The sequence below is a fragment of the Neomicrococcus lactis genome (assembly GCF_014200305.1).
Lineage (GTDB): Bacteria > Actinomycetota > Actinomycetes > Actinomycetales > Micrococcaceae > Neomicrococcus > Neomicrococcus lactis.
The window spans coordinates 2580264-2604989 of the sequence record NZ_JACHBL010000001.1; the positions used below are offsets into that span (position 1 = coordinate 2580264).

24 protein-coding genes and 1 riboswitch are annotated in these 24726 nt (G+C 59.2%); of the genes, 17 read left to right on the top strand and 7 right to left on the bottom strand.

All coding sequences use genetic code 11. The annotated features are described in order from the left end of the window. Nucleotides 1–71: 71 nt before the first annotated feature. The 6 genes from BKA12_RS11720 to mnhG are packed head-to-tail and all read left to right on the top strand — an operon-like array spanning nt 72 to nt 6537. A complete protein-coding gene (locus tag BKA12_RS11720) occupies nt 72–3050 on the top strand; it encodes a Na+/H+ antiporter subunit A (RefSeq protein WP_183644106.1) in 2979 nt (992 codons plus the stop codon). Beyond that, nucleotides 3047–3559, top strand: a complete 513-nt coding sequence (locus BKA12_RS11725; RefSeq protein ID WP_338087519.1) for a Na(+)/H(+) antiporter subunit C — start codon at nt 3047–3049, stop codon at nt 3557–3559. Before BKA12_RS11720 ends, BKA12_RS11725 begins: the two co-directional genes overlap by 4 nt. Beyond that, nucleotides 3556–5250, top strand: a complete 1695-nt coding sequence (locus BKA12_RS11730) for a Na+/H+ antiporter subunit D (RefSeq protein WP_338087520.1) — start codon at nt 3556–3558, stop codon at nt 5248–5250. The genes BKA12_RS11725 and BKA12_RS11730 overlap by 4 nt, the downstream gene beginning before the upstream one ends. Further along, nucleotides 5247–5855 carry a Na+/H+ antiporter subunit E gene (locus tag BKA12_RS11735; protein WP_246361694.1) on the top strand — a complete coding sequence of 203 codons (609 nt, stop codon included), beginning with the start codon at nt 5247–5249 and terminating at the stop codon, nt 5853–5855. The genes BKA12_RS11730 and BKA12_RS11735 overlap by 4 nt, the downstream gene beginning before the upstream one ends. Beyond that, on the top strand, nt 5852–6121 hold the full coding sequence (locus tag BKA12_RS11740) for an MrpF/PhaF family protein (RefSeq protein WP_183644109.1): 270 nt from the start codon (nt 5852–5854) through the stop codon (nt 6119–6121). The genes BKA12_RS11735 and BKA12_RS11740 overlap by 4 nt, the downstream gene beginning before the upstream one ends. Further along, entirely contained in the window at nt 6118–6537 is a 420-nt protein-coding gene (gene mnhG, locus BKA12_RS11745; protein ID WP_183644112.1) for a monovalent cation/H(+) antiporter subunit G, read from the top strand. Before BKA12_RS11740 ends, mnhG begins: the two co-directional genes overlap by 4 nt. A gap of 63 nt (nt 6538–6600) precedes the next feature. On the opposite strand, the gene BKA12_RS11750 is transcribed toward mnhG, so the two are convergent. Continuing rightward, entirely contained in the window at nt 6601–6870 is a 270-nt protein-coding gene (locus BKA12_RS11750; RefSeq protein ID WP_338087521.1) for a DUF4235 domain-containing protein, read from the bottom strand. 95 nt (nt 6871–6965) lie between these two features. Further along, nucleotides 6966–7106: riboswitch (TPP riboswitch) on the top strand. Nucleotides 7107–7146: 40 nt separating this feature from the next. Here BKA12_RS11750 and BKA12_RS11755 point away from each other — a divergent pair. The 3 genes from BKA12_RS11755 (at nt 7147) to BKA12_RS11765 (ending at nt 10199) form a co-directional block, all read left to right on the top strand. Then, complete coding sequence (locus BKA12_RS11755; protein WP_183644114.1) at nt 7147–7767, top strand: ECF transporter S component; 621 nt, start codon at nt 7147–7149, stop codon at nt 7765–7767. A gap of 120 nt (nt 7768–7887) precedes the next feature. Further along, complete coding sequence (locus BKA12_RS11760; protein WP_183645104.1) at nt 7888–9384, top strand: ABC transporter ATP-binding protein; 1497 nt, start codon at nt 7888–7890, stop codon at nt 9382–9384. Nucleotides 9385–9440: 56 nt separating this feature from the next. Further along, nucleotides 9441–10199: an energy-coupling factor transporter transmembrane component T family protein gene (locus BKA12_RS11765; RefSeq protein WP_183645107.1), complete on the top strand. Its 759-nt coding sequence runs from the start codon at nt 9441–9443 to the stop codon at nt 10197–10199. A gap of 25 nt (nt 10200–10224) precedes the next feature. On the opposite strand, the gene BKA12_RS11770 is transcribed toward BKA12_RS11765, so the two are convergent. Next, the gene (locus BKA12_RS11770) at nt 10225–11115 is read right to left on the bottom strand and encodes an aminodeoxychorismate lyase (protein WP_183644116.1); all 891 of its coding nucleotides are present in this window, start codon (nt 11113–11115) and stop codon (nt 10225–10227) included. 153 nt (nt 11116–11268) lie between these two features. On the opposite strand from BKA12_RS11770, the gene cls reads away from it, so the two are divergent. Further along, on the top strand, nt 11269–12681 hold the full coding sequence (gene cls / locus BKA12_RS11775) for a cardiolipin synthase (RefSeq protein WP_183645110.1): 1413 nt from the start codon (nt 11269–11271) through the stop codon (nt 12679–12681). A 23-nt stretch (nt 12682–12704) separates the two neighbouring features. Here the strand turns inward: cls and pabB are convergent, their stop codons facing one another. Together pabB and BKA12_RS11785 are read right to left on the bottom strand one after the other, a co-directional pair. Next, entirely contained in the window at nt 12705–14765 is a 2061-nt protein-coding gene (gene pabB / locus BKA12_RS11780) for an aminodeoxychorismate synthase component I (protein WP_183644119.1), read from the bottom strand. Further along, a complete protein-coding gene (locus tag BKA12_RS11785; protein WP_183644121.1) occupies nt 14765–15301 on the bottom strand; it encodes a low molecular weight protein-tyrosine-phosphatase in 537 nt (178 codons plus the stop codon). Before BKA12_RS11785 ends, pabB begins: the two co-directional genes overlap by 1 nt. Before the next feature lie 520 nt (nt 15302–15821). Here BKA12_RS11785 and BKA12_RS11790 point away from each other — a divergent pair. After that, complete coding sequence (locus BKA12_RS11790; protein WP_183644123.1) at nt 15822–16289, top strand: hypothetical protein; 468 nt, start codon at nt 15822–15824, stop codon at nt 16287–16289. A gap of 206 nt (nt 16290–16495) precedes the next feature. Beyond that, the gene (locus tag BKA12_RS11795) at nt 16496–17155 is read left to right on the top strand and encodes a hypothetical protein (protein WP_183644124.1); all 660 of its coding nucleotides are present in this window, start codon (nt 16496–16498) and stop codon (nt 17153–17155) included. A 93-nt stretch (nt 17156–17248) separates the two neighbouring features. Here BKA12_RS11795 and BKA12_RS11800 read toward each other — a convergent pair whose 3' ends face one another. Together BKA12_RS11800 and BKA12_RS11805 are read right to left on the bottom strand one after the other, a co-directional pair. Continuing rightward, complete coding sequence (locus BKA12_RS11800; protein WP_183644127.1) at nt 17249–18280, bottom strand: trypsin-like serine peptidase; 1032 nt, start codon at nt 18278–18280, stop codon at nt 17249–17251. A 151-nt stretch (nt 18281–18431) separates the two neighbouring features. Continuing rightward, complete coding sequence (locus BKA12_RS11805; protein ID WP_183644131.1) at nt 18432–19055, bottom strand: LysE family transporter; 624 nt, start codon at nt 19053–19055, stop codon at nt 18432–18434. A 192-nt stretch (nt 19056–19247) separates the two neighbouring features. Between BKA12_RS11805 and dnaK the strand changes: the two genes are divergently transcribed. The 5 genes from dnaK to BKA12_RS11830 all read left to right on the top strand — a co-directional run bounded on the left by dnaK (nt 19248) and on the right by BKA12_RS11830 (nt 23985). Then, nucleotides 19248–21110, top strand: a complete 1863-nt coding sequence (gene dnaK / locus BKA12_RS11810) for a molecular chaperone DnaK (protein ID WP_183644134.1) — start codon at nt 19248–19250, stop codon at nt 21108–21110. A gap of 12 nt (nt 21111–21122) precedes the next feature. Beyond that, nucleotides 21123–21818, top strand: a complete 696-nt coding sequence (locus BKA12_RS11815) for a nucleotide exchange factor GrpE (protein ID WP_183644137.1) — start codon at nt 21123–21125, stop codon at nt 21816–21818. A gap of 143 nt (nt 21819–21961) precedes the next feature. Further along, entirely contained in the window at nt 21962–22951 is a 990-nt protein-coding gene (locus BKA12_RS11820) for a DnaJ C-terminal domain-containing protein (RefSeq protein ID WP_183644140.1), read from the top strand. A 14-nt stretch (nt 22952–22965) separates the two neighbouring features. After that, a complete protein-coding gene (locus BKA12_RS11825) occupies nt 22966–23397 on the top strand; it encodes a heat shock protein transcriptional repressor HspR (protein ID WP_183644144.1) in 432 nt (143 codons plus the stop codon). A gap of 123 nt (nt 23398–23520) precedes the next feature. Next, complete coding sequence (locus BKA12_RS11830; RefSeq protein ID WP_183644147.1) at nt 23521–23985, top strand: SRPBCC family protein; 465 nt, start codon at nt 23521–23523, stop codon at nt 23983–23985. On the opposite strand, the gene trmB is transcribed toward BKA12_RS11830, so the two are convergent. Beyond that, a complete protein-coding gene (trmB, locus tag BKA12_RS11835) occupies nt 23959–24708 on the bottom strand; it encodes a tRNA (guanosine(46)-N7)-methyltransferase TrmB (RefSeq protein ID WP_183644151.1) in 750 nt (249 codons plus the stop codon). The genes BKA12_RS11830 and trmB overlap by 27 nt on opposite strands. Between the last annotated feature and the right edge of the window lie 18 nt (nt 24709–24726).

A 24726-nucleotide genomic window follows, 5' to 3' on the forward strand; every position in this document is an offset into this window, starting at 1 on the left:
TTTCTCTCCCGATCGTTCCCGTAACGGGGTTTGACTGCTGCTACCTGCCCGGACTCATCATTGGAGAACACGTGCTCTTAGTGCTCTTTTCCCTCTTTGCGGTAGCTCTCCTGGCGCCGCTGATCTTTAGGGTGATGCGCCGCGCCACGTTTTATGTTCTCGCTGCAGTCCCTGCCATGGGATTCATCTGGCTACTAGCAAACTTTCCGTCGTTCATTCACGCGGATCAAAAAGCTCTTATCGATGCGCCGAACGCACCACCCTCGGAAGTCTTCGAGTGGGTTTCCGTACTCAAGCTGGAACTCGCCTTCCGAATGGACGCCCTTTCGGCAATCCTGTGCCTTCTGATTCTGGGCGTCGGCGCCTTGGTGCTCTTCTACTGCGCGCGCTACTTCAAAGACAACGAGCCCAACATCGGCACGTTCGGTGCGCAGCTCTTGGCGTTCGCCGGCGCGATGTTTGGCCTGGTCACGGCCGATGACCTGATTGTCCTTTTCATCTTCTGGGAAATCACCACCATCCTGTCTTACCTCTTGATCGGATACGCTCGCGAACGCATTTTCGCTCGCCGTTCCGCGCATCAAGCACTGATCGTCACCACGTTTGGTGGACTAGTCATGCTGGCAGGCCTCGTCATCTTGGGACAATCGGCAGAGACCTACCGGATCTCCACCATCCTGAGCCGCGCTCCGGAACTCATCAACACGCACGGCCCGCTGCTCGACATCGCGATTCTGCTGATTCTCGTGGGTGCCGTCAGCAAGTCGGCCCTTGTACCGTTCCACTTCTGGCTCCCGGGTGCCATGGCAGCCCCAACCCCCGTGTCCGCATACTTGCACGCTGCCGCGATGGTCAAAGCCGGTGTGTACCTCGTGGCTCGACTGGCGCCGTCGTTCTCAGAAACCCAGTATTGGCACCTGACCGTACTGACGCTGGGACTGTGGACCATGCTGGTAGGCGGGTGGCGCGCGCTGCGGCAGACCGATATCAAGCTGGTCCTCGCCTACGGAACCGTGTCCCAGCTGGGCTTCCTCATCCTTGTGGTGGGATCCGGCTCGGCGAATGCGGCGATGGCGGGCATCGCCCTCATGCTGGCGCACGGTCTCTTCAAAGCCGCGCTGTTCTTGGTAGTGGGCATCATCGACCACCAAGCCGGAACGCGTGACTTGCGAGAGCTTTCGGGACTGTGGCGGAAAGCGCCAAAGCTCTTTGTGGTGGCGCTTCTCAGTGCCGCTTCCATGGCAGCCGTTCCGCCGATGTACGGATTTGTGTCCAAGGAAGCCGTCTACGAGACGTTCGTTCACGAGGCCTCGACCGGCCCGCTGGGTCTGATCATGCTGATCGGCATTGTGGCCGGCTCCATGTTGACCGTGGCCTACTCGGCGCGCTTCATGTGGGGCGGCTTCGCCGCGAAGAAGGACGTGCTGCCCACCAAGTTCAAGCCGGTTCCATGGCTGTTCTTGTTGTCCCCAGCGATTCTGACGGTCTTCACCGTGGTCATGGCATTCATCCCTGGCGTCTTTGAAGACATCATCAAGCCATACGCTTCGCTGTTCCCGGCCTCGGACCACCCGATCCACTTGGGGCTGTGGCACGGCTTCACCGTGGCGTTCTGGCTGTCTTTGCTCACGCTCGCCGTGGGTGCGTTGCTGTTCTTCCTCCGCGACGGTGTGAACTCTTGGCAGGACAAGCTCTACCCTCTCTTGGACGCGGAGAAGTTCTACCGGTTGACCATCGGCGGCCTCGACGAAGTCGCCGTCTGGGTCACCGGCCGCACCCAGCGTGGTCAGCTGTCCTTCTACTTGGTCATCATTTTGATGGTGGCCGCCGTGGCACCGGGCATCGTCATGCTCCGCCTCGGCATCGCGCCACTTGGCAACATCACGGGGTTCGATTCGCCCGCGCAACTGATCATCGGCGCCTGTGTAGCCGTCGGTGCATTCGCCGCGATCTTGGCCAACAAGCGATTCCTTGCCGTGCTGATGGTGTCCGTGACCGGTTACGGCATGTCCATCTTCTTCGCGCTGCAAGGTGCGCCGGACTTGGCGCTCACGCAGTTGCTCGTGGAAACCATCACCCTCGTGGCGTTTGTATTGGCGTTGCGAGTGCTGCCTCCGGAATTGGGCAGCAACAACTCGGCGATCCCCAAAGTCATGCGCATTGTGGTGTCCGTGCTCTTCTCGGCGGTCATCATCATCGCGACGATCGCAGCGATGTCCGCGCGCGTTCATGCCCCCGTCTCGCTGGAATTTCCGCAGCTAGCCTACGAGGGCGGCAACGGCAAGAACGTGGTCAACGTAGCGCTTGTGGACTTGCGCGTCTGGGACACCTTCGGTGAAATCTCGGTGCTCGCTGCCGCCGCAACCGGCGTCGCCAGCTTGATCTTCGTGATGAGCCGCGGAGACCGCAAGCGTCGGGCCACGGATGTGGAACCAGGCGTGGTGGGCCGCGTGCGTAAGCATGGAACGTCGAAAGAGCAGGCCGCCGCGCTCTCCGTGGCGCAACGCTTCATGAACTCCACGAGCGATGAATGGCTTCTCGCAGGACGCACGCTCGCCCCGGAACGCCGTTCCATCATCTTCGAAGTGGTCACGCGACTGATCTTCCACACCATGATCTTGGCGTCCCTCTACTTGCTGCTGGCCGGCCATAATGCGCCAGGCGGTGGCTTCGCGGGTGGTCTCTTAGCTGGCCTTGCCCTCACGGTGCGGTATCTGGCCGGTGGGCGTTTTGAGCTCGCCGAAGCGAGCCGCGTGAGCGCGGGCACCTTGCTGGGCGTCGGTATCGCGATCGCTGTGATCTCCGGGCTTGCACCGCTCTTCTTTGGCGGACAGGTCTTCGAGACCACTGCTCTCGAGTTCTCGCTTGGCATCTTCGGCGAGCACAAGTTCGTCACCTCCACCATCTTCGACATCGGCGTGTACATCGTGGTGCTGGGCCTAGTGATGGACGTGCTGTCCTCGCTGGGATCAGAGATCGATATGCGGCTGGATAAGGAAGGCGGGAAAACATCATCCAACCCCATCGTCACGTCAGGAGGTAGCAAGTGAGCATCAACATCACCTTGCTGGTGGTCTCCGGCATCCTCATGGCGTGCGGCGTCTATTTGCTCTTGGAACGTTCATTGACGCGAGTGCTCTTGGGCATTGTGCTTATGGGTAACGGCGCCAACCTGTTGCTCTTGACCGCGGGAGGCGCTCCCGGACTCGCCCCGATCTACCAAGAAGGCGTGGCCAGTACCGCGTATTCGGACCCGTTGCCGCAAGCGCTGGTCCTCACGGCCATCGTGATCACGTTCGCCGTCACGGCGTTCGTCTTGGCACTGATCTACCGCGGATGGGTCTTGGCACGCCAAGACGATGTCGCGGATGACGCTGAAGATATTCGCGTGGCAGAACAGCCGCACTTTGACTTTGAGGAAGACTCCGAAGTGCCAATTGAAACCACAGAATTTACAGAGGGCGCCGAGACCTTGATCAACCACCCGGCTGAGGCAGAAGAGACGCCTGGACGAGTCAGAGTCCGCAACGAGTCAAAGGACGGAGGCAGCGCACAGTGATTTTCGATGCCATTGTCTTCGCACCACTCGCGGTCATGCTCCCGCTCTTCGGTGCCGCCCTCGCCTTCGCCTTCCGACGCCGCCGTCAGGCGCAGCGCATCCTCACCATCACGGCGCTCTCACTAACCTTGGTGGTGGAGAGCTTCCTACTGGTGAGTGCTTACCAGAACGGCGCGGAAGCCGTGCTGATTGCGCACTGGGCACCGCCGTTCGGCATTTCCTTGGTGGTGGACGAATTCTCCGCGCTCATGCTGGTGGTTTCCAGCTCCGTGAGCCTTGCGGTGTTGCTGTTCTCCACGGGGCAGGGGGATACGGACTCGGACCAAGAAGGTCCTATGTCGATCTTCCACCCCACCTATTTGATCCTGATCGCGGGCGTTTCCAATGCGTTCCTCGCGGGTGACCTCTTCAACCTCTATGTGGGCTTTGAGATCCTCTTGACCGCGTCCTACGTGCTCTTGACCATGGGCGGCACGGGACCTCGCATCCGCGCGGGCATCACGTACGTGGTGGTCTCGGTCATTTCCTCGATGCTGTTCTTGCTGGCCATCGCCATGATCTATTCGGCCACCGGCACGGTCAACATGGCGGATCTGGCGATCAAACTCGGCGAGCTCCCGCAGAACACGCAGACCATGCTGCACATCATGTTGCTGGTGGCGTTCGGCATCAAGGCCGCCGTCTTCCCGCTGTCCTTCTGGCTTCCCGACTCCTACCCGACGGCCCCGGCTCCCGTCACCGCGGTGTTCGCCGGCTTGCTCACGAAGGTGGGCGTCTACGCGATTGTTCGTACGGAGACGCTGCTGTTCCCGGGCGATAGTCTGAACATGATGCTCATGATTGTGGCGTTGTTGACCATGATCGTGGGTATTTTGGGTGCCATTGCCCAGGCTGAGATCAAACGTATGTTGTCCTTTACGCTGACGAGCCACATTGGATACATGCTGTTCGGCCTCGCGCTCGGCAACCACTTGGGGCTCGCTTCGGCGGTCTACTACGTGGCGCACCACATTATTGTGCAGACCTCGCTCTTCCTCGTGACGGGCTTGATCGAACGCCGCGCTGGCACGTCCAACGTGGACCGTTTGGGCTCTCTCGCAAAGCTCTCGCCGCTGCTCGCAGTCCTGTTCTTCATCCCAGCGATGAATCTTGCAGGCATCCCGCCGTTCTCCGGATTCTTGGGCAAGCTGGGACTCATTCAGGGTGGCGTGGAAAGCGGCACCCCGATTGCGTGGGTCCTCATTGCGGGCGCCATCCTGACGAGCCTCTTAACCTTGCATGCGATCGCTCGCGTCTGGAACCGCGCCTTCTGGCGCAAGGCGGAAGACGCCGAGAATCCTGACCCGCTCTTGACCACGCACATCCCGTCCCGTCGCGAAGCCAAGCGGAATAGCACGTTGGCTCGCGAAGCGGCGATGGTTGCGGCTGCCACGCAGAACCCGGCTTCCGCTGCCGTCAACAGTGACGTTGGGGAAGAGCCAGAAATTACGACGGCGAAGCTGTTGCCCGCACCCATGGTTCTGCCCACCGCGGCGCTAGTGGCACTTGGTGTGGCACTGACGGTTTTCGCCGGTCCGCTCTTTGATCTGGCTGACCGCGCTGCATCCAACATGTTGGACCGCTCGCCCTACATTGAAGCAGTCATGGGGTCGGCGGATGGCGTCCCAGAACATCACGGAGGCAACGAATGAGCCCTCTGAAGAGGATGAAGCAAGCGCGTGACCGCTCCAAGCTCACGCTCATCAACGAAGTTCCGCTGCTCGTCTGGCTCGTGTTTGTCTGGGTGGTGCTCTGGCAGAACTACTCGTTAGGCAATATCGCCTTCGGGCTGATTTTGGCGCTCGTGATCGTGAACTACTTCCGGTTGCCGCCAGTGGAGCTCTCCGGTCGGTTCAACATTTGGTACGCCATTCTGTTCGTGGGTGATTTCATCAAAGACATCTTCGTGGCTTCCTTCCAGCTCGCGTGGGCGGCGCTCACGCACCCCACGCGTATCAAGAATGCTGTGATCGGTGTGCCCCTCCAGACGCGTCAGGACTTGATTGTCACGTTCGTTGGACACGTCACCACGCTGATCCCGGGCTCGCTCGTGATCGACGTGGATCGCCGCACTTCCACCCTGTATTTGCACGTGTTCAACGTGAACTCCCAAGAGGACCTCGAAGAGATGCGACGCAAAGTCTGGCGCACAGAACGCCAAGTGCTCAGCATCATGGGCACTAAAGAGGAATATGAGGCGATGAAGGCCCAGCACAAGAACGCTCAGTCTAAGAAGGCCCCGGAGGTGGCCAAATGATGACCATCGTGTTGTGGATCTGCGGCATCATGATGTCGGCGGGAGCAATCGGAGCCATCTATCGAGTAGCAAAGGGCCCGTCGATTTTGCAGCGCGTTCTCGCGACGGACGTCTTGTTGGTCATCATCGCGAGTGCTCTAGCCATCGACATGGCCATCAATAAGCACACCAACCACATGCCGTTTGTGCTGATCGCTTGCGTGGCCGGTTTCATTGGCTCCGTCACGGTGTCCCGATTCGTCTACCAGCGGGACGGCATCAAATGATCACTCCAGAAAGCTGGGCTCCAGCCCGCGACATCATCGCCGCCATCCTCATGCTGATTGGCGCTTTCATGTCCATGGCCGCAGGCATTGGACTGTGGCGCTTCCCGGACTTGCTCTCGCGAATGCACGCCGCCACCAAGCCCCAGGTCTTGGGATTGTTCTGCTTCTTACTCGCCGTCGTGGTAGAGCTGAACCAATGGGTCTGGCTACCGGTCTTCGCGCTCGCATGGGGTCTGCAGTTGCTGACGTCTCCGGTCAGCGCGCACATGGTGGGCCGCGCGGCCTACCGCACCAAGCACTTGCGCCAGGACATCCTGATCAAGGACGAGCTAGCTGAAGTCGTGGATGCGGCCATGAAGAAGCAGGCCAAGATCAACAAGCAAGTGTCCAACAACCAAACAGACTCCAGTAATTAGGCACAAGAAAGGACGGTTGCCAGAGTTCCGCAAGTGGTCTCCGGCAACCGTCCTGAAAAGCGTTTAGACCTCGTCGAGGTTGCGTCCAAACTTCTGGATAGCGCGCTGCGTGCCACGGTTGGTCAGGACCTGGATGACGCCCATGACGATGGACGAGAAGACCGTGAAGGCCAAAACCTGCCGCAGCGACTGCTCACGCTGTGCATCGGCGTCCATCATGTTTGGCGACTCTTTGCCGGTCGACTTCTTCCACACAATGTCAACGACCTTCTTGCCGAGCATGCCAGCGGCGAGTGACGCAAGGGTTGCACCAAGCTTCAAAAAAACGTTCACGAGTTCTCTCCTGACGGTTCAATTCGGGTGACGACGCGAGGCATCGCCGTCGAAGTGTCTAGTGACAGCATATAGCGCGCTACACTGGTTCAACTGATAAACGACAGGGGAGCGCAAGGATTTTCCGGAACCAGAAATGGGGATGGGGAAGACAAAGCGCTGAGAGTGCGGTGAGCCGCAGACCCTCGAACCTGATCCGGCTAGTACCGGCGCTAGGGAGTCGAGTTTCTCGGGGTGCGCCGATGCACCCTCCCCTCCTTATACAAGGAGGATTCTTTGAGCACGTCACTATCCAGCCCCGCCAACAAGGTTTCACTCGCGTGGCGTCCCACGGACATTGTGGTGGCAGCGGTTCTCGCCGTCGCATGCGGCATCATCTTCTGGGCGTGGAACTCTTCGTACCAAGTCTTGGCCCCGCTTTGGGCGGCGTTCCCACCCGCTTCATCGCTGATCAACGGCATGTGGTTGTTTCCAGCAGTGCTCGGTGGCCTCATCATCCGTAAGCCCGGTGCCGCAGTGTTCGTCGAGCTCGTGGCCGCAGTGATTTCCGCATTCTTGGGATCCAGCTTCGGCATGACCGTGCTTGCCTCAGGCCTCGTTCAGGGCTTGGGCGCAGAGCTTGTCTTCGCGTTCTTCTTGTACCGCAAATTCCATGTGATCGTCGCAATTCTTGCTGGTCTTGCTACCGGTTTGTTCGGCGGCGTCAATGACGCATACATCTTCAACTGGTTCCCCGAATACTCGGAGACCTGGAAGCTCGTCTACGTGCTCGGCAGCATGGTCTCCGGCGCTATCGCCGGCGTGGTGGCATGGCTTGTCACTCGCGCGCTGGCCAAGACCGGCGCTCTATCCAGCATGCGTTCGCGTCACGCCGCCGTAGAACCAGCAACCCGCTAAAGCGGCCCGAGACTAAAGAGTCACCTCATTTCTGTTTTCGAAACAACCACAGTGACCAGTCGCGTCACCCCGGCCGACGTGCACGCTAGCCAATGGAGCTGGCGGCACGCCGGCCGGGAGATGCCGGCTGTCGCGAACCTGGACCTCGAAATCGAACCGGGCCAAAAGGTCTTGCTCGTGGGTCCTTCGGGCGCGGGGAAATCCACGCTGCTTCACGCCATGGCGGGCGTCCTGCACCCGGACGAAGACGTTGAATCCACGGGAACCCTGGAACTCAACGGCCAACCGGCATACGGCCAGCGCGGCATCGCCGGCCTCATGCAACAGGACCCAGAAACGCAAGTGATTCTCTCTCGCGTCGGTGACGACGTCGCGTTCGGCGCCGAAAACCTCGGCGTCCCACGCGAAGACATTTGGCCGCGCGTCCACGATGCGCTCGCAGCAGTGGGCCTCGACGTGCCGCTGGATCACTCGACCTCGCGCTTGTCCGGCGGTCAGAAGCAGCGCCTCGCGCTCGCGGGAATCCTCGCGATGCAACCTGGCCTCTTACTGCTCGACGAACCCACCGCAAACCTTGACCCCGATGGCGTCCTCGAAGTCCGCGACGCCGTCCTCCATTCCGTCGCGCGCACGGGCGCCACGTTGATCGTCGTTGAGCACCGCCTCGCCGTCTGGGCTCGCCACATGGATCGCGTGCTAGTCCTCGCTCCGCACGGCGGCATCACGCACGATCTTCCGCCCGCCGCGCTCTGGAACGATAACGCGTTGCGCCGCGAGCTCGCCGCCGCAGGTGTGTGGGTTCCGGATTTTGAGTACGACGACGCTGGCTCACCTCCCGCTGCCCCTTCAATTTCCGTTGCCCACTCATCAGTTGCGGAAAACTCAGAGCCGCTGCTGGCTGCCCTTGACCTTTCCGTATCGCGGGAGTCGCCTCGCAAGGCATCGCTCTTCCGGCGCCACGACCCGAAGCGCACACCGGCTGTTACCGGGATCGACCTGAGGCTAGCTCAAGGCGAAGCCGTCTCGATCGTGGGACATAACGGCGCCGGAAAGTCCACGCTGTTGCTCACGCTTGCGGGTCTGCTCGAAAAACATGCCGGTGTGGTGAAGGCGGGTAGCGGGGTGCGCGGAGTGCTTGCTTCAGCCGACCCCTTTGCTTGGAAAGCGCCGGAACTCGTGAGCCGCATCGGCACCGTTTTTCAAGAGCCCGAGCATCAGTTCGTCACGAACACCGTGCGCGACGAACTCGCGTTTGGCCCTCGCCATGCCGTGGACAAGACCACGGGCGAGCGTCTTTTCACGGATGAAGATGTAGCTGCCCGCGTCGAGGATCTCCTGACGCGTTTGCGGTTATCCGACGTCGCCGACGCCAACCCCTTCACCCTCTCCGGCGGAGAAAAGCGTCGCTTGTCCGTCGCTACGGTTCTCGCGGCTGGGCCCGAGGTCCTGCTGCTCGACGAGCCGACCTTTGGACAGGACGCCAACACGTGGCGAGTGCTCGTGGACTTGCTGCGCGAAGAACTCGCCGCGGGTAAGACGATCGCTGCAGTCACGCATGACACCGCGTTTTCAGAAGCCCTAAGTGCACGCATCTATCGGGTAGGTGCGGAATCTTGAGCGTGACGAATTTCGACATTTCAGCGGCCGACAAGCAGCGTCGCAGCGCGGTACTCATGCGGGCGAATCCGCTGTCCAAGCTCATCGCGGTACTCGCGGCCACCATCCCGCTGGTAGTCACTATGGACTTCGTGAGTGCGGCCGTGGTGCTCGTGGGTACGCTTGCTCTCTTGCCGCTGTCCGGCGTTTCGCCGCTCTTGTTCTTCAAACGCGCGTGGATCCTGGTGGTGGCTTCGCTCTTGACCGTATGGGGCACCGCGCTGATCGCCGAAGACTCGGGCCGTACGCTCCTGGACTTAGGCATCTACACGGTTTCGGAGGGCTCGCTCAGTCTGGCAGCGGCCACCGGATTGCGTGCGATTGGCATCGCGATTCCGGCCGTCTTGGTCATGGCTTCCACGGATCCCACTGACTTGGCTGATGCGCTGGCTCAGCGTGCCAAGCTCCCGCACCGCTTTGTCCTCGGGGCACTGGCGGCCATGCGATTGCTGGGACTGCTCGCCGAAGAGTGGAAGACCTTGGGCATGGCCCGGCGTGCTCGTGGCGTGGGTTCTTTCGGCTCGCCACTCGAACGACTCAAAGCGAACGCTGGTCAGGCGTTCGGACTGTTGGTCCAAGCTATTCGCCGGGCCTCACGCCTCGCGATGAGCATGGAGGCGAAAGGCTTCGGGGGAGCGCACCGCACCTGGGCACGCCCCTCCACTTTCTCGTGGCTAGACCTCTGGGTAGTCTTCGGCGGTCTAGCGCTAGGCGCACTCGCCGTGTGGGCGGCGATGGCCGCCGGCACGTGGCACGTCGTGTGGATGAACCACTAGGCCCCAACCTGCTCGGCAGGGCCAATTACATGATCTGGTCGACGAGCTCCTGAAGATCGCGGTGCAACTCGGCATCGCGGGAGATCTTGGTGCCATCGATCGAGTTGATCGGCGCCAGCAAGCGCACGGAAGACACGAGCCACACGGCGTCGGCTTCCATCAAGTGGTGTGGCTCCAGTGGACCGTAGCCCAAGTCCCAGCCAGCCTTCTCGGCAGCGGCAAAGATCGCGCCCTGAGTGGTGCCAGGGAGGATGCCGGTCTCAAGGATCGGCGTCGTCAAGGTCTTGACGCCGTCGACGGTGCTTGCGATCAGCACAGAAGACGTGGGGCCTTCAAGAACCAGCCCGTCCGTCGAGGTGAAGATGACGTCATCGGCACCCTGATGGTGAGCGTGGCGCAAAGCGGCCATATTCACGGCGTAGCTCAGGGTCTTGGCGCCCATCAACAGCCACGGCGCGCGGTCGGCGACGGTGGAGTCGTAACCGCGGTCCAAGAGGATCACGTCGATGCCCTTTTCGCGCTGCTCCAAGAGCGAAGCTGAAAGCGCCGAGACCATGACCCACGCGACGCCGTGGTCGGCGTCTTCGCCGCCTCGCGTCACTACAATCTTCACGGCCGCTTCGAGCGTGGCCTGAGCTGCGTCGTCGTAATCCTTCAAGAATTCGGCAACCGCGGTATCAACGGCGCCGCGCAAGGCCTCCTCCGAGGGAAGCTTGATTTCCAAAGCCGCCGCAGAGGCCTGCATGCGGGACAAATGCGCATCCAGTTTGCGGACTGCGCCGGCGCGGTAATGCGCGGTTTCGAAGATGCCGTCACCGCGGGTCACGCCCTGGTCCAAAACGGACAATTGGGGCTGCTGTGGGTCCGCAATGCGGCCCGCGGGAGATGCTGAATCGACAAAGACAAGAGCGGTCATGGCGTCCAGCCTATAACCGCGAGGGCGCGCTTGCGGAACCTAATAAGCTGTACTTCATGAAGATCCGTCCCGCTTGGAGTGCCAGTGTTTGATTTCGTCTGGCCGTGGGGCGAATTACCCGGCTGGGTGTCAACAGTCTGGACCGTCATTGACATGATGATTCGTATTGTCATGTTGGGTGTGGTGCCCGGTAACCGTAGGCCTACGACGGCGATGGCGTGGCTTCTAGCAATCTTCTTCATTCCCATTCTGGGCTTAGCGCTGTTCGTGCTGTTTGGGAATTACCGGATGTCTCGGCGGCGGACGCTGCGGCAAATAGTGGTGAACGAGCGTGTGCTCGAAGAGACCAAACACCTTGAGCTGGACGATGAAGACCAAGACGCCCCCGAGTGGGTACGCTCAGCCGTTCAACTGAACCGTCAGCTCGGCGCGATGCCGGTAGTTCAGGGCAACTCCGTGGAGTTCTTGACGGATTACCGTGAGTCCATTGTGGCGATGACCGAGGCGATCCGAACTGCCCGGAACTACGTTCATATTGAGTTCTACATTGTGGGCGAGGACGAAGAGGTCACCGGCCCGTTGCTGGATGCTTTGGTGGCGGCTGCTGATCGCGGCGTCAACGTGCGCTTCTTGTTCGACCACTTGGGAACCATGCGCGTGGCGGGTTACCGCAAGTTCTTGAAGCGATTGAAGGCGTCCAAGATCGACTGGCGCCGCATGTTGCCGCTGGCACCTGTGCACCGTCAGTGGCGGCGGCCGGATCTGCGTAACCACCGCAAGATCTTGGTGGTGGACGGAACCGTGGCGTTCACCGGCTCCCAGAACCTCATTGAACCTGGTTACCTTCGCAAGGCATCGCAAAAGCTTGGCCGCGAATGGGTAGAGCTCATGGCGCGCGTGCAGGGTCCGCTGGTTGCAAGCCTCGACGTGGTCTTCACCACCGATTGGTCTCAAGAAACTGACGAGAACCTGCTGGACGACGTCCGCGCCATCACGCCGCTCAACGTTCCGGGTGCCGTCACGGGTCAGGTTGTTCCGTCTGGTCCGGGATTCGCGGCGGAAAATAACCTGCGTCTGTTCACCACCCTGATCTACTCGGCCACACGCGAGCTGCGCATCACGAGCCCGTACTTTGTTCCAGACGATTCGCTGCTCTATGCCGTGACTACCGCTGCCCAGCGCGGCGTCAAGGTGAAGCTCTACGTTTCCGAGCGCGGCGATCAGGCGCTGGCACATCACGCACAGCAGTCTTATTACTTGGCGCTGCTTCAGGCGGGAGTAGAGATCTATCTCTACGAAGCCCCGCACGTGCTGCACACCAAGTGCTTCACCGTGGACCACGAGGTGGCGGTGTTCGGTTCTTCCAACATGGATATGCGTTCCTTCTCCCTCAACTTCGAAGTCAGCATGATGCTGTTGGGCTCTGAAATTGTGGATCGTCTCGATGCGGTCATGGACGAATACGAGGCCCACTCCAAGCGCGTGAGCCTAGGCATGTGGAATGCACGGAAGCCTTTTGAACGTTGGAAGGACAACGTCGCGCGACTGTCGGCGACCTTGCAGTAAGGACCGTTTTTCCTCACCGGTTCTTATCCGGGGAACTCCGTGCCCAGCGTGCTGAGCACGCCGAATGCCTTTGCGCGTAGCTCATCCCACTCTTCCTCGGGGTTGGAGTCCGCCGTGATGGCGCCGCCGATCCCCAGAGACAGGTCCCACGTGCCGTCCTCGAGGTGCTTCATGACGAGCGTGCGGATCACCACGGAGAGGTTCATGCCGCCGTTGCGTGAGAAGTAACCGATGGCCCCCGAATAAATCCCGCGAGGATGGCCGTCTTCGAGCCGGTCCAGAATACCCATCGTGGAAATCTTCGGGGCACCGGTCATGGAGCCCGCGGGGAACGCCGCTCGAACAGCCTCGGCGCGAGAGACTTCTGGGCGCAATTGGGCATCAATTGTCGAGACCATCTGATGAACGGTCGCGTAGCTTTCCACTGCGAGGAGCCGCGGAACTCGTAGCGTGGCTGGATCCGCCGAGCGCACCAGATCGTTGCGGAGCAGGTCCACGATCATGATGTTTTCCGCGCGGTCCTTCGTGGAAGTGGCAAGCTCTTCTTTCAGCCTCGCGTCTTCTGTTGGATCAGCTACGCGGCGGCGTGTGCCCTTGATCGGCTCGGCGCGCATGAGTCCATCTCGCGACATGGACATGAAACGTTCCGGCGATGAGCTCGCAATGCTCACGTCGCCGAATGTGCCGTATACCGCATACGGCGCGGGGGAGCGGTCCTTGAGCGCTTGATAGACCTGCCACGGTTGTACGTCCGTGGCCGTCGCATTCAGCGTGGTGGTCAAGCAGACTTCGTAGGTGTTGCCCTCGAAAATCTCCCGCTGCGCTTCCTGGATGTTGGCCACGTAGGAGTCGTGAGTATCGCGGACAGCAAAGCCATCCGAGAACGTTACTAATGAGGCGCCATTACTACTAGGTGTTTCTTCACCTAGTAAACTCATCGCCTTATCAACAGAGTCAAAGAAATTCGCGGAATCTCGGGCCTCAAGCGCCAATGCGTGAACATCATTCGTCTCGTGATCAACCACCACCGCACGTGCGGCATGAATGAGCGCAGCGTCCGGCGTCGGCGATCCGCCTACATCGGAACCACCAAATTCGCGCTTTAACTCGTACCCGAGCCAGCCCATCCATCCCAGCTCAAAATCCAAGCCTTCGAGCGCAACTGGGGGCTGCGTCGTCGTCATCCGGCGATCCCACGCATCATCCAGCCAGTCAAAAAATGGACCCGGCACCTTTGCCGTTGCGCCCTGATGGCGGATGGTGGTTTCGCCGCTGACATGGGTCGCGACAGCACCCAGCGCGCCTGAAGCGTCCGCCAAGATCGAATAGCGATTGCGCCCCAACGGATCAACCGCGCCGGCGGAGGAAGAATGCAGCAGGAACGCTTCGGGGGAGGCGCCAAACAACTTTTCAAAGAGTACGACGGCGCCATCTTGCGTCAGGCCGCTCGGCATCTGGAAGGTTTGGGCTTGCGCTGGGATGGCTCGCTGTTCTTCGATCTCTGGGCGGAAGCGCTCACGAACTGCGGGCAGCTCCGTGAGTGCGCGAAGTACGGCTTCGGCCTCGGCGGCGCTACCACGAGCGGTATTGACCTCGATGTCTGGGATGACTGGGCCATCTTCGGAGTTGAGCCAGCGCTCTTCTTGGTCGGCCCAACGGTCCCAATGGGGCGCGTAGGTGTCGCCGTCGCGCTCAAGCGCGCGCTGTTTGCGGTCCTCGTCATTGAGGGAGACCCAAATGTGCGCGTCGATGAAACGGGAGGCTTGGAGTGCGTTAGCGCCGACGCCTTCAATGATGACGACCGGAGCCGGGGCTGTGGTTCGCTTCTCGCCGTCACGATCCTGATACCAATCCCACGCGAACCAATGAGCGGTCTCGCCCCAGAAGAGTGGCTCGGCGACCTTTTTGGTGTAGCGCTCAATGCCTGCTTCTAGGCCATCCCACCCCGGATAGATGTCCTCGAGATGGAATAGAGCAACCGGCCGATGCTTCCGGAGGAGAGTGGCGAGCTCGAGAGCAAGCGTTGATTTGCCAGCGCCAGAGCGTCCGTCAATGGCGATGATGGTGCTTGAACTTCGGGACATTAGTCCTGATCGTTGTCCTCTCCGGGCGGTGATTGATGACGGCGCGGGTTTTCATGGATTTCCCGCACGTAGTCAATGATGCCCGGAATTGCGGCGGAAATGAGATCGCGCACGGTTTCGAAGTCGCTCATTTCGCCATACCAAGGGTCGTAAATGCCCTGAGCTTCCACGCCGTGGTGGGCAACCTTCGGGTCGAAAGCCCGAATCATGCGGACCTTGGCGCGGTCATGAGCAGTGGGGGCCATGTGGCGAAGCGTCATGTAATGCTCGGTGTCTAAGGCCAGCACCAAGTCCACGTTGTTGAACTCGACGACTTCGAACTGGCGGGCCACATGATCCTCGGCATCAAGGCCGAGTTCCCTCAAGATGGCGAGGGCCCGCGGGTCGATAGGATTTCCGACTTCCCAGCCGGTGGTTGCGGCCGAAGTGACGAAGACTTCGAAAAGTCCGGCCTCTTCTGCTGCGGCGCGGATCATGTGTTCTGCCATGGGGGAGCGACAAATATTACCTGTGCAGATGACGGCAATCAGAGTCATGAAATGAATGTAGTCCAGATTCCTCGGTTTGCAATGTGGGACCTCACTTTTACCCCAAGGTCAATGGGTAGTCATATTGCCGACATACTTACATTGCATGTCTCTGATAAGGGATAACTTCAAAATCAAGCGGAACACACCGGCTTCCCCACGGCCGTCCGTTCAACGAAATTCCCCATTTCTTGTCCTCACTTTTTTGTTTTACTCGCATAAAGGTTGAGCTATGTCCGAATCTACGGTTAACGCGCCTTCGCGACGCAAAGTCGCTCAAGGAATTGCGTGGTCTGTCCCTGTAATTGCAACTGCATCATTGGCACCGCTTGCTGCGGCCTCGCCGTCGCGATGCCCTAGTGTGACTCCTGGTGGATCCGGTGATCCGTGTGGGCTGAATGCACAGGTTTACACGAAAATCGATTACACCCATGTACTGGACGCAGACTCCCCATATCTGGAGATTACGCAACGCCTTCAGGTCCTTCTTCCCGTAGGGGCCACGCTGAACACGGGCCAGTCCGTCACGTTGACCATCGATATTGGTGGCGTGAAGACGGGAATTATTCCTTCTGCGATTCTTGATCCAGCGGTAAGTCAGCTTGACGTGACCGTCACAAAGACCTTAATCAACAGCGATACCGGAACACGCCTAGAGGTCGTCATTACGGCGAAAAATAACTACACGTTCAGCTCTGCAATTTATCTACTCTTGACGGTGAGGATCCCGGTGGGAAGCCTCGCAGTCGTCAACCCCGGCGGTGTCTTAGGCCAGGGAATTACCATTCAATTGGTAGCAGTCTCGGCGACGGGTGCAAGCGGCTGCGGAGGCACAGGAAGCATTCTGAATATTCCGATCCCACTTGGTAACGATCTAAATAATTTGACGCAACTTCGCAAATTCGTATTAGATAGGGTGGGCGCGCTGATAAATACCGGTCTCAACGTCTGCTTGCCGTTAGGACTTGGCAACCTGGTAGTGAATCTTAACCTTTAGCTGAAGAGGCAATCTTGTTCAGGCTTGGTGCGTGTGAACATCGCGTGAAGACTGGCTTAATTGTTGATTACTAAATACTTGTAGGTTTCTGTATTTCTCCCTATCCACATAGGATGAAGAGGAATCTCTAGACGCCGTCGCTGTATTTCAGCGGCGGCGATCTATTTGTCTCTCAGATTCTCGTGTCGTCAAAGGTTGGGCTCCACATGTCAGAAACCGGTTTGAGCGCGCCCAAGCGCCGCACTGTATCCAAGGGAATTGCCTGGTCGCTTCCCCTAATCGCCGCAGCTTCTGCTGCACCATTCGCCGCCGCGTCTCCGCGACGTTGTGCCGTTTTCTTCGATCCTTCAGCGTCGACTCCTCCAACAGGCTGCGTATCTCCGCCGCGGTCTGTTTTGACAAAGGTCGCGCACACATCCAATGGAAGCGCTAATCTCACCTATTACGTAAAATTCGGTGTGCCAAGCAGCATCGTTCTGAAAAAAGATCAAACGGTGACGTTCAACTTTACGGATGTATCTGCAACTATCGAATCGCCGCCCGTTTCTCCATCGTCGGACGCTAACTTTACATACACTGTAGCCCTCAGCGGGACTCAGATCACCGTGACGGCAACGGCTCGTCAAGACCTTACGGGACCCGTAGACTCTTCCTTTGCTCTGAAGGCAACGTTGTCAGGTTTCTCGCCTGAAGACATAAGCGCGTTCACCATGACGGGCACCACTACGTCAGGCGGAACGGGCTGCTCGGTTGGTAGCCCATACACGCGTACCATTCCGTTGTACAGAGGAAACAGCGCGAAAACCCTGGCCAACGCTTGCCGCGTGGGCAGCGCGGCAAATGCAACCTATTACCATTACGTCTAATAGGTTCTTCGAAATCAAGGTGTGGGGTCCGTCAGCTTTACCTGACGGACCCCACACTCTTTTTCTCTCTACAAACCGGTGTTGGCTTTTTGATTAGCGAACAGCGGCATCTTGGTAGGCCGACTGGATAACGCTGCCCCAGTACGGTCCGTACATCACGGTTGACTTGGATCCGTAGCCGTAGCTATTGACCGAGTTCTGGTATCCGCTCGAGGACGTTCCGAGGAACCAAGGACCACCTGAGGAACCACCCGTCATGTTGCACGGGATTCCCTGGCTGTTGAAGGCAGGGTTGTAAGGGTCGTTAGACGCTTTGCCCGTGCATGAGTACAGGGTTTCGCCGTTGAACGGCCGAGCCGCTGGGTAGCCGAAGGACTTGTAGGTCTGGCCACGGGAAGCATTGAACTGCACTCCGGAAGCACCGACGGCCTGCGAGAGCGTCTTGCCGCTGAGCGTATTCACGACGGCGAAGCCGGTGTCGTACTGCATGTCACCCTGCGAGCTCCACTGGGTAGGAGCAACGAGCGTGCGCGCGGTCCACTTGCCGTATGGTGCTGCACCGTTCTTGTAGGCCGGCACAAAGACGAAGTTAGTGGCGAATGCGCCAGGTCCTTCGTTGATGCAGTGGCCAGCGGTGGAGACCGTGGATCCGTTGGATGAGGTCACGGAGTTGCCAGAGCAGACGTAGTTGGCGCCGCCCAGGGTGAAGAACACCTTGCCGATGTGCCTGACGGGGTTTTCGCTCACTGCGCTGCTTGAGGAGCTGGCCTTGCGGTCTGTTGAGGCAAACTTCGTAGGCGTTCCGGACGCGTTGAATTTGTCGACTGCACCCTTCTGGAGCATCTGTGCGACGTCGTTCAAACTGCGCTGAACAGCGGTGGAGCCCGCTTTCAAGGTGAGGACGTCGCCTGGGATCGCACTCTTCATGCGATCTGCCGTCCAGTAAGAGGATGCAGCCTTCGCTTCGGAAGCGGAAATGTGGTGAGACTCTACAGAAGCCGCGCTTCGCGCCTTGGTGAGCTGCGCCGTCGTAGTATCAGCGCCAGCTGCCGTGGGAATGAAAGCAGCGGTAACCGCAAGAGACAAGGACGCGGTAACGGTAGCGCCCCAGTGCATTTTTCTCATCTCTATACCCTTCGTTGATCGGCCCGAGTGATTCGGTCTCGATGCATCGAAGCTACCGTTCAGTAAACGCTTCACGAATAGACAAATGGCTAAACTTTTGGGGCGAATTTATGAAATTTCTAGAGGCACCGCAAAGTGAACTAGTGATTTGTCAGTGCATGAGAAGTAGCAATCCTGCTACCAAAATAAAGAGCACGCCAAATGAGATATTCATGATGCACTGACCGCGGGCGGACCGCGTAAAACGGCGGAAAATCTTGGCTGCGGCGGCGAAAAAGAACCACATCACCAGGACGTCTACCAAGATGATCGTGCCGATGTAGATCAGATATTGCGAGAGCAGTGGTTGGTCGGGGCGAATGAATTGAGGTGTGAATGCGAGAAAAAATACGATCGCTTTGGGATTCAACAAATTTATCCAAACGCCACGCCTGAACATGGAAAAAGCAGGTTCATTTTTGCGAATATCTAATGCGGTTTCCTCCGAAACAGGCTTCGCAAGGATCGATTTGACGCCCAGGAACACCAAATATGCGGCGCCCGCATAGCGAACCACGTTGAACGCAGTGGGGGAGTTGGCGATCAGTAGGCCCACTCCGGCGGCGACGATGATGACGTGAATCAGGAGCGCGGCTTGCTGCCCCAGGATGCCCCAAAAAGATCGCCGGAATCCCTCGTTGATGGCGTTGGTCATGGTGTTAATGGCTCCCGCGCCGGGAGTGAAGCTAATGACAACGCTCGCACCGAGCAGGGATAACCATAGGGAAAGAGGCACCTAGAAAGCTTAGGGCGTGCCCGAATGTGCACAGAATTCGGTGGCGAGAGGTGACAAGAATTCGCCTGAAGTGAACTTGAGTCCACTTCGCTCAAGTTTGACTTGACATCCATTTCGGGGCGAGTAAAGTTGAGTCTAGATCGCTCAAGTGGGCGAAAATTTGACCAGACAAACATCGAAAGAAGGAATGCTATGTCCCGTGCAGTTGGCATTGACCTTGGAACCACGAACTCCGTTGTTTCCGTACTCGAGGGTGGCGAACCTACCGTCATCGCAAACGCCGAAGGCGGTCGCACTACCCCTTCCGTCGTCGCATTCTCTAAGGGCGGCGAAGTTCTCGTTGGCGAAATCGCCAAGCGTCAGGCAGTTAACAACATTGACCGCACCATCGCTTCCGTCAAGCGCCACATGGGCACTGACTGGACCGTTGACATTGACGGCAAGAAGTACACGGCTCAGGAAATCTCCGCTCGTACCTTGATGAAGCTCAAGCACGACGCCGAGTCTTACTTGGGCGAAAAGGTCACGGACGCTGTGATCACCGTTCCTGCATACTTCAATGACGCTGAGCGTCAGGCTACGAAGGAAGCTGGCGAAATTGCTGGCCTCAACGTGCTCCGTATTGTGAACGAGCCAACCGCAGCCGCTTTGGCTTACGGCTTGGATAAGGGCAAGGAAGACGAGCTCATCCTCGTATTCGACCTCGGCGGCGGAACGTTCGACGTTTCCTTGCTCGAAGTTGGCAAGGACGACGACGGCTTCTCCACCATTCAGGTTCGCTCGACCGCTGGCGACAACCGCCTCGGCGGCGACGACTGGGATCAGCGCGTTGTTGATTGGCTCTTGGCTCAGGCTAAGTCCAAGGGTGCTGACCTTTCCAAGGACAAGATTGCCCTTCAGCGTTTGAAGGAAGCTGCTGAGCAGGCTAAGAAGGAACTTTCTTCCGCCACCAGCACCAACATCTCCCTCCAGTACCTCTCGGTCACCCCAGAGGGACCGGTTCACTTGGACGAGCACCTTTCCCGCGCAAAGTTCCAGGAACTGACCGCAGACCTCTTGGACCGAACCAAGAAGCCTTTCCACGACGTCATCAAGGAAGCCGGCATCACGGTTTCTGACATCGACCACGTGGTTCTCGTTGGTGGCTCCACCCGTATGCCAGCCGTTGTTGAGCTCGTCAAGGAATTGGCTCACAAGGAACCTAACAAGGGCGTCAACCCTGATGAGGTTGTGGCTGTTGGTGCAGCTCTCCAGGCTGGCGTACTGAAGGGTGAGCGCAAGGACGTTCTTCTCATCGACGTCACCCCACTGTCCCTCGGTATTGAAACCAAGGGCGGCGTGATGACCAAGCTGATCGAGCGCAACACCGCTATCCCAACGAAGCGTTCTGAAACGTTCACCACGGCTGATGACAACCAGCCTTCCGTGTCCATTCAGGTCTTCCAGGGCGAGCGCGAGTTCACCCGCGACAACAAGCCATTGGGCACCTTCGAGCTGACCGGTATTGCTCCGGCGCCACGTGGCATGCCTCAGATCGAGGTCACCTTCGACATCGACGCCAACGGCATTGTCCACGTGTCCGCTAAGGACAAGGGCACGGGCACCGAGCAGTCCATGACCATCACCGGCGGTTCTTCGCTTTCGAAGGATGACATCGAGCGCATGGTCAAGGAAGCAGAAGAGCACGCTGCTGAAGACAAGAAGCGTCGCGAAGCTGCTGAGACCCGTAACGGTGCAGAGCAGTCCGCTTACTCCGTGGACAAGCTCCTCAAGGACAACGCTGACAAGCTTCCTGAAGAGGTCAAGACCGAGGTTCAGGCCGACGTCGACGCCCTCAAGGCAGCCCTTGAGAAGCAGGACAACGATGACGAAGTAAAGGCAGCTTTCGAGAAGTTGCAAGCTTCGCAGATCAAGATCGGTGAAGCTCTCTATGCTTCTGAGCAGGCTTCTGCTGCTCAGGGTGGCGAGTCCACTTCTTCCGCTTCGGCTGAGCCTGAAGAGGACGTTGTTGACGCCGAGATCATCGACGAAGAAAACGATTCTGAGAAGAAGTAAGGGGTAGATCTTATGCCGCACCACGGCAACGAGTTTGAACACGAGGCCGAGGAGCCGGTGCGCTTTACGGATAAGCGCAAGATCGATCCTGAGACGGGAGCTGTCCGCGGGGATTCCGCCGCGGACGCTCCGCAGTCCGGCGCCAGCGGAAACAACGGCGCGCCTCACGAAGATGTAGTTGAAGCTGGCGAAGCGCATGACACTGATGATGCGTTGAAGCAGGCTGAAGACATCCTCAACAACGCTTCTGCGGATGCTGGCACGTCAGATGCTGACGAAAGCGGAAGCACTCGCGAAGCTGAGCTCCGGACGGATCTTCTTCGACTTCAGGCCGAATACGTCAACTATCGCAAGCGCGTTGAGCGCGACCGCGAAGTTGTTCGTCACGACGCCACCCGCACAGCGTTGGCCCAGTTGCTCCCCGTGCTCGATGATCTCGACGCGGCCCGCGCAGCTGGCGACCTCGAAGAGGGGCCATTCGCCTCGATCGCCAACAAGTTTGAGCAGATCCTGACGAATACCGGCTTCGAGCGCATCAACGAAGTGGGGGTCCCGTTTGATCCCACCGTGCACGAAGCACTCATGCAGCAGCCCAACGCTGAGATCCCTGCGGATCACGTAGCGATGGTGTTGCGCAGCGGCTACAGCTACAAGGAGCGCGTTGTTCGCGCGGCCCAAGTAGTGGTCTCAACCGGACCGGCCGAGTAGCAATGTGAAGAGGGTGGGGGCTGAATAATCGGCCCCCATCTCGCTTTACCACCACATTCCACCAACGCAGTGGATAACAGACTTAACGCAACAGACAGTTCAGAGACCATAAACTCTTTTACTGAAGTGAAAGGAGGCGCCTTGTGGCCAGCCAGGATTGGGTAGAGAAGGACTTCTATGCGGTGCTGGGCGTCTCCAAGGACGCCAGCGCAGCGGACATCAAGAAGGCGTACCGCAAACTCGCCCGCAAGTACCACCCGGACACGAACTCCGGGGACGCGGCAGCGGAGAAGAAGTTTAAAGACATTACGGAAGCCAACGCCGTGCTTTCGGACCCCGAGGATCGTCAGCAGTACGACGCTATCCGCGCGATGGGCTCCGGCGCTCGCTTCCAAGCCCCAGGTGCTGGCGGACAGGCCGGTGCTGGCGGCTTCGAGGATATCTTTGGCGATATTTTCGGAGGCGGGGGAGGGCGCCGTCGTACTAGCTACAGCACCCAAGGCGGAACTGGCTTCCCCGGCGGCGGCATCCCACCGGAATTCGCGGATCTTTTTGGCGGTGGCGGCGGCTTCGGCCAGCAAGCCCCCACAAAGGGCCGTGACCGCACCGCGTCCACAAGCATTTCGTTTGAAGGCTCTATCAACGGCACCACGGTGTCCTTCCGCGAGAACAGCGGCGAAACCTTTGACGTCAAGATCCCTGCGGGCATCAAGGACGGCCAGAAGGTCCGCCGCCAAGGCAAGGGTGAGCCAGGAGCTGCCGGCAACGGCGATCTGATCATCACGGTCAACGTCAAGCCACACCCGTTCTTCAAGCGCGAAGACAACAACATCCGTATCCACGTGCCCATCACGTTCAACGAGGCGGCGCTCGGCGGCACCATCGAGGTCCCCACGATGACCGGCGAGAAGGTCAAGGTCAAGGTGGCCCCCGGCACAAGCTCGGGCCAAGTGCTCCGACTCAAGGGCCGCGGCGTGAAGACGTCCAAGGCGACGGGCGACCTGCTGGTAGTGGTTGACGTTGCGGTTCCGCAGAAGCTCAACGACGCTGCCCGCAAGGCCATCGAGGACTTCGCGGCCGCCACCACGGACGCTAACCCGCGCGAAAACCTTGCTGAAAAGGCCAAACTCTAGGAGACACGGTAACAATGGATAAGCACACGCCGATATATGTGATCAGCGTTGCTGCCGAGCTTGCCGATATGCACCCTCAGACTCTGCGGCAATATGACCGCATGGGCCTGGTCTCGCCATCTCGTCAAGGCGGGCGGCAACGCCGCTACTCGCGCCGCGACGTGGAGACGTTGCGAGAAATTCAGCGCCTCTCGAAGGATGGAGTGTCCCTCGAAGGCATTCGCCGCATTCTTGAGTTGGAGAATCAGGTGGACGCGCTGCGCAGCCGCGTACGCGAACTCATGATTGAAGTTCAAGAATTGAAGATCGATCGTGGCCCCGTTGAGGAGCTCGCCCGCATCTTTGCCGCGGGAATGGCCGGCGAAGTGGTGACGATGCCGCATTCGGCTCGTCCTGCTTCCCGCCGCTCGGATTGGATCTACGGTCCGCTCGCGATTGAGCCGTAAATCAGCAGATTCCATACAGGTAAAATCCAAAGACTCCGTGGCATAGTTTCCGCCATGGAGTCTTTTGGTTTTCAGCAACTGTCTGATCAGTCGTGGGAATTGAGCGGGGTCTACGCGCTACCGGTGAGCGCGGAACAAGCGTGGAATGCCGCGTTGTCCAACGACGGCTGGCGCGCATGGTTCCCGGCCTCGGTCAAGCCCGCACCAGAACAGTGGGATGTCGGCTCCAGCCTGTCCTACGCATTCGAAGACCACCAAGGCCTTGACGGCGGCTTCGGCGAAGTCCGGCACTTCCGCCAACCGGCGGCCGCGGAATTCACGTGGGGCCCGGACATGATTCGTTGCGAATTTTTTGAGGACGACGACGCAGCTTCAGCCCCGCAGACCCGCTTGCGGTTTAGCGCCACTCTCGATGAGCAGGGCCGTGGCGCACGCGAAGGCGCCGGTTGGCACGTGTGCGTGGCCTCGCTGCGTGAGGCTGCGGGCGGAGAGGTCAGTCCTGAAGAAAAGGACTGGAAGTTCCTCTTCGCGCACTATCAGGAGCTCTTTGGCCCCGAAGCGTCAACTGTTCTTCCGCCGGAAAGTTAGATCGTGAATGGTGCGGCCTGCGTTGTGAGCTTTGGTTTCGAAGCTCGTCACGATGCGGCCCTCGTAGCGAGGTGCCCACGACTCGTGCAGGTTCTCGAACTTCTCTGAAGCGCTCAAGACCTCGAGCATCTGATCTGCGTATTCGTCCCAGTCAGTGGCCAGTCGCCACAGTCCGCCGGGGCGAAGCACACGGGCAACTCGCTCTGCGAAAGTCTCATTCACAAGGCGACGCTTGTTGTGCTTGGCCTTGTGCCACGGATCTGGGAAAAACACCCACACCTCGTCAACGCTCGCATCTTCCAGCACATCGAAAACCTCGGGCGCGTTGGCCTGCACGCAGCGGACATTCTTGAGTCCTTGCTGGCCAGCCTTAAGCATCAACTGCGCGAGACCCGGACGGTACACCTCAACGGCTAAGAAATTGCGTTCAGGTTCTTCGGCCGCACGCGCAGCCATCGCTTCGCCCAATCCGGAGCCGACCTCAATCACGAGGGGAGCTTTGCGCTCAAAGTGAGCTGCGGCGTCGAAATCAAAATCCTTGCTGACCGACGTGTCCGCAATGTGGCGGGGAACCTCAATCAAATACTCGTCCGCGTACTTCTCCCACGCGGTCAATCGCCGGCCCTGGAGCCGCGTTCCGCGACGCACAAACGAAACAGGTTCCGCTCGATACAACTCTGCGTTGAATTTACGTGTAGTACCTGCGTCACCCTGTTCAGTCATGGGACAAGTTTAGTAAGT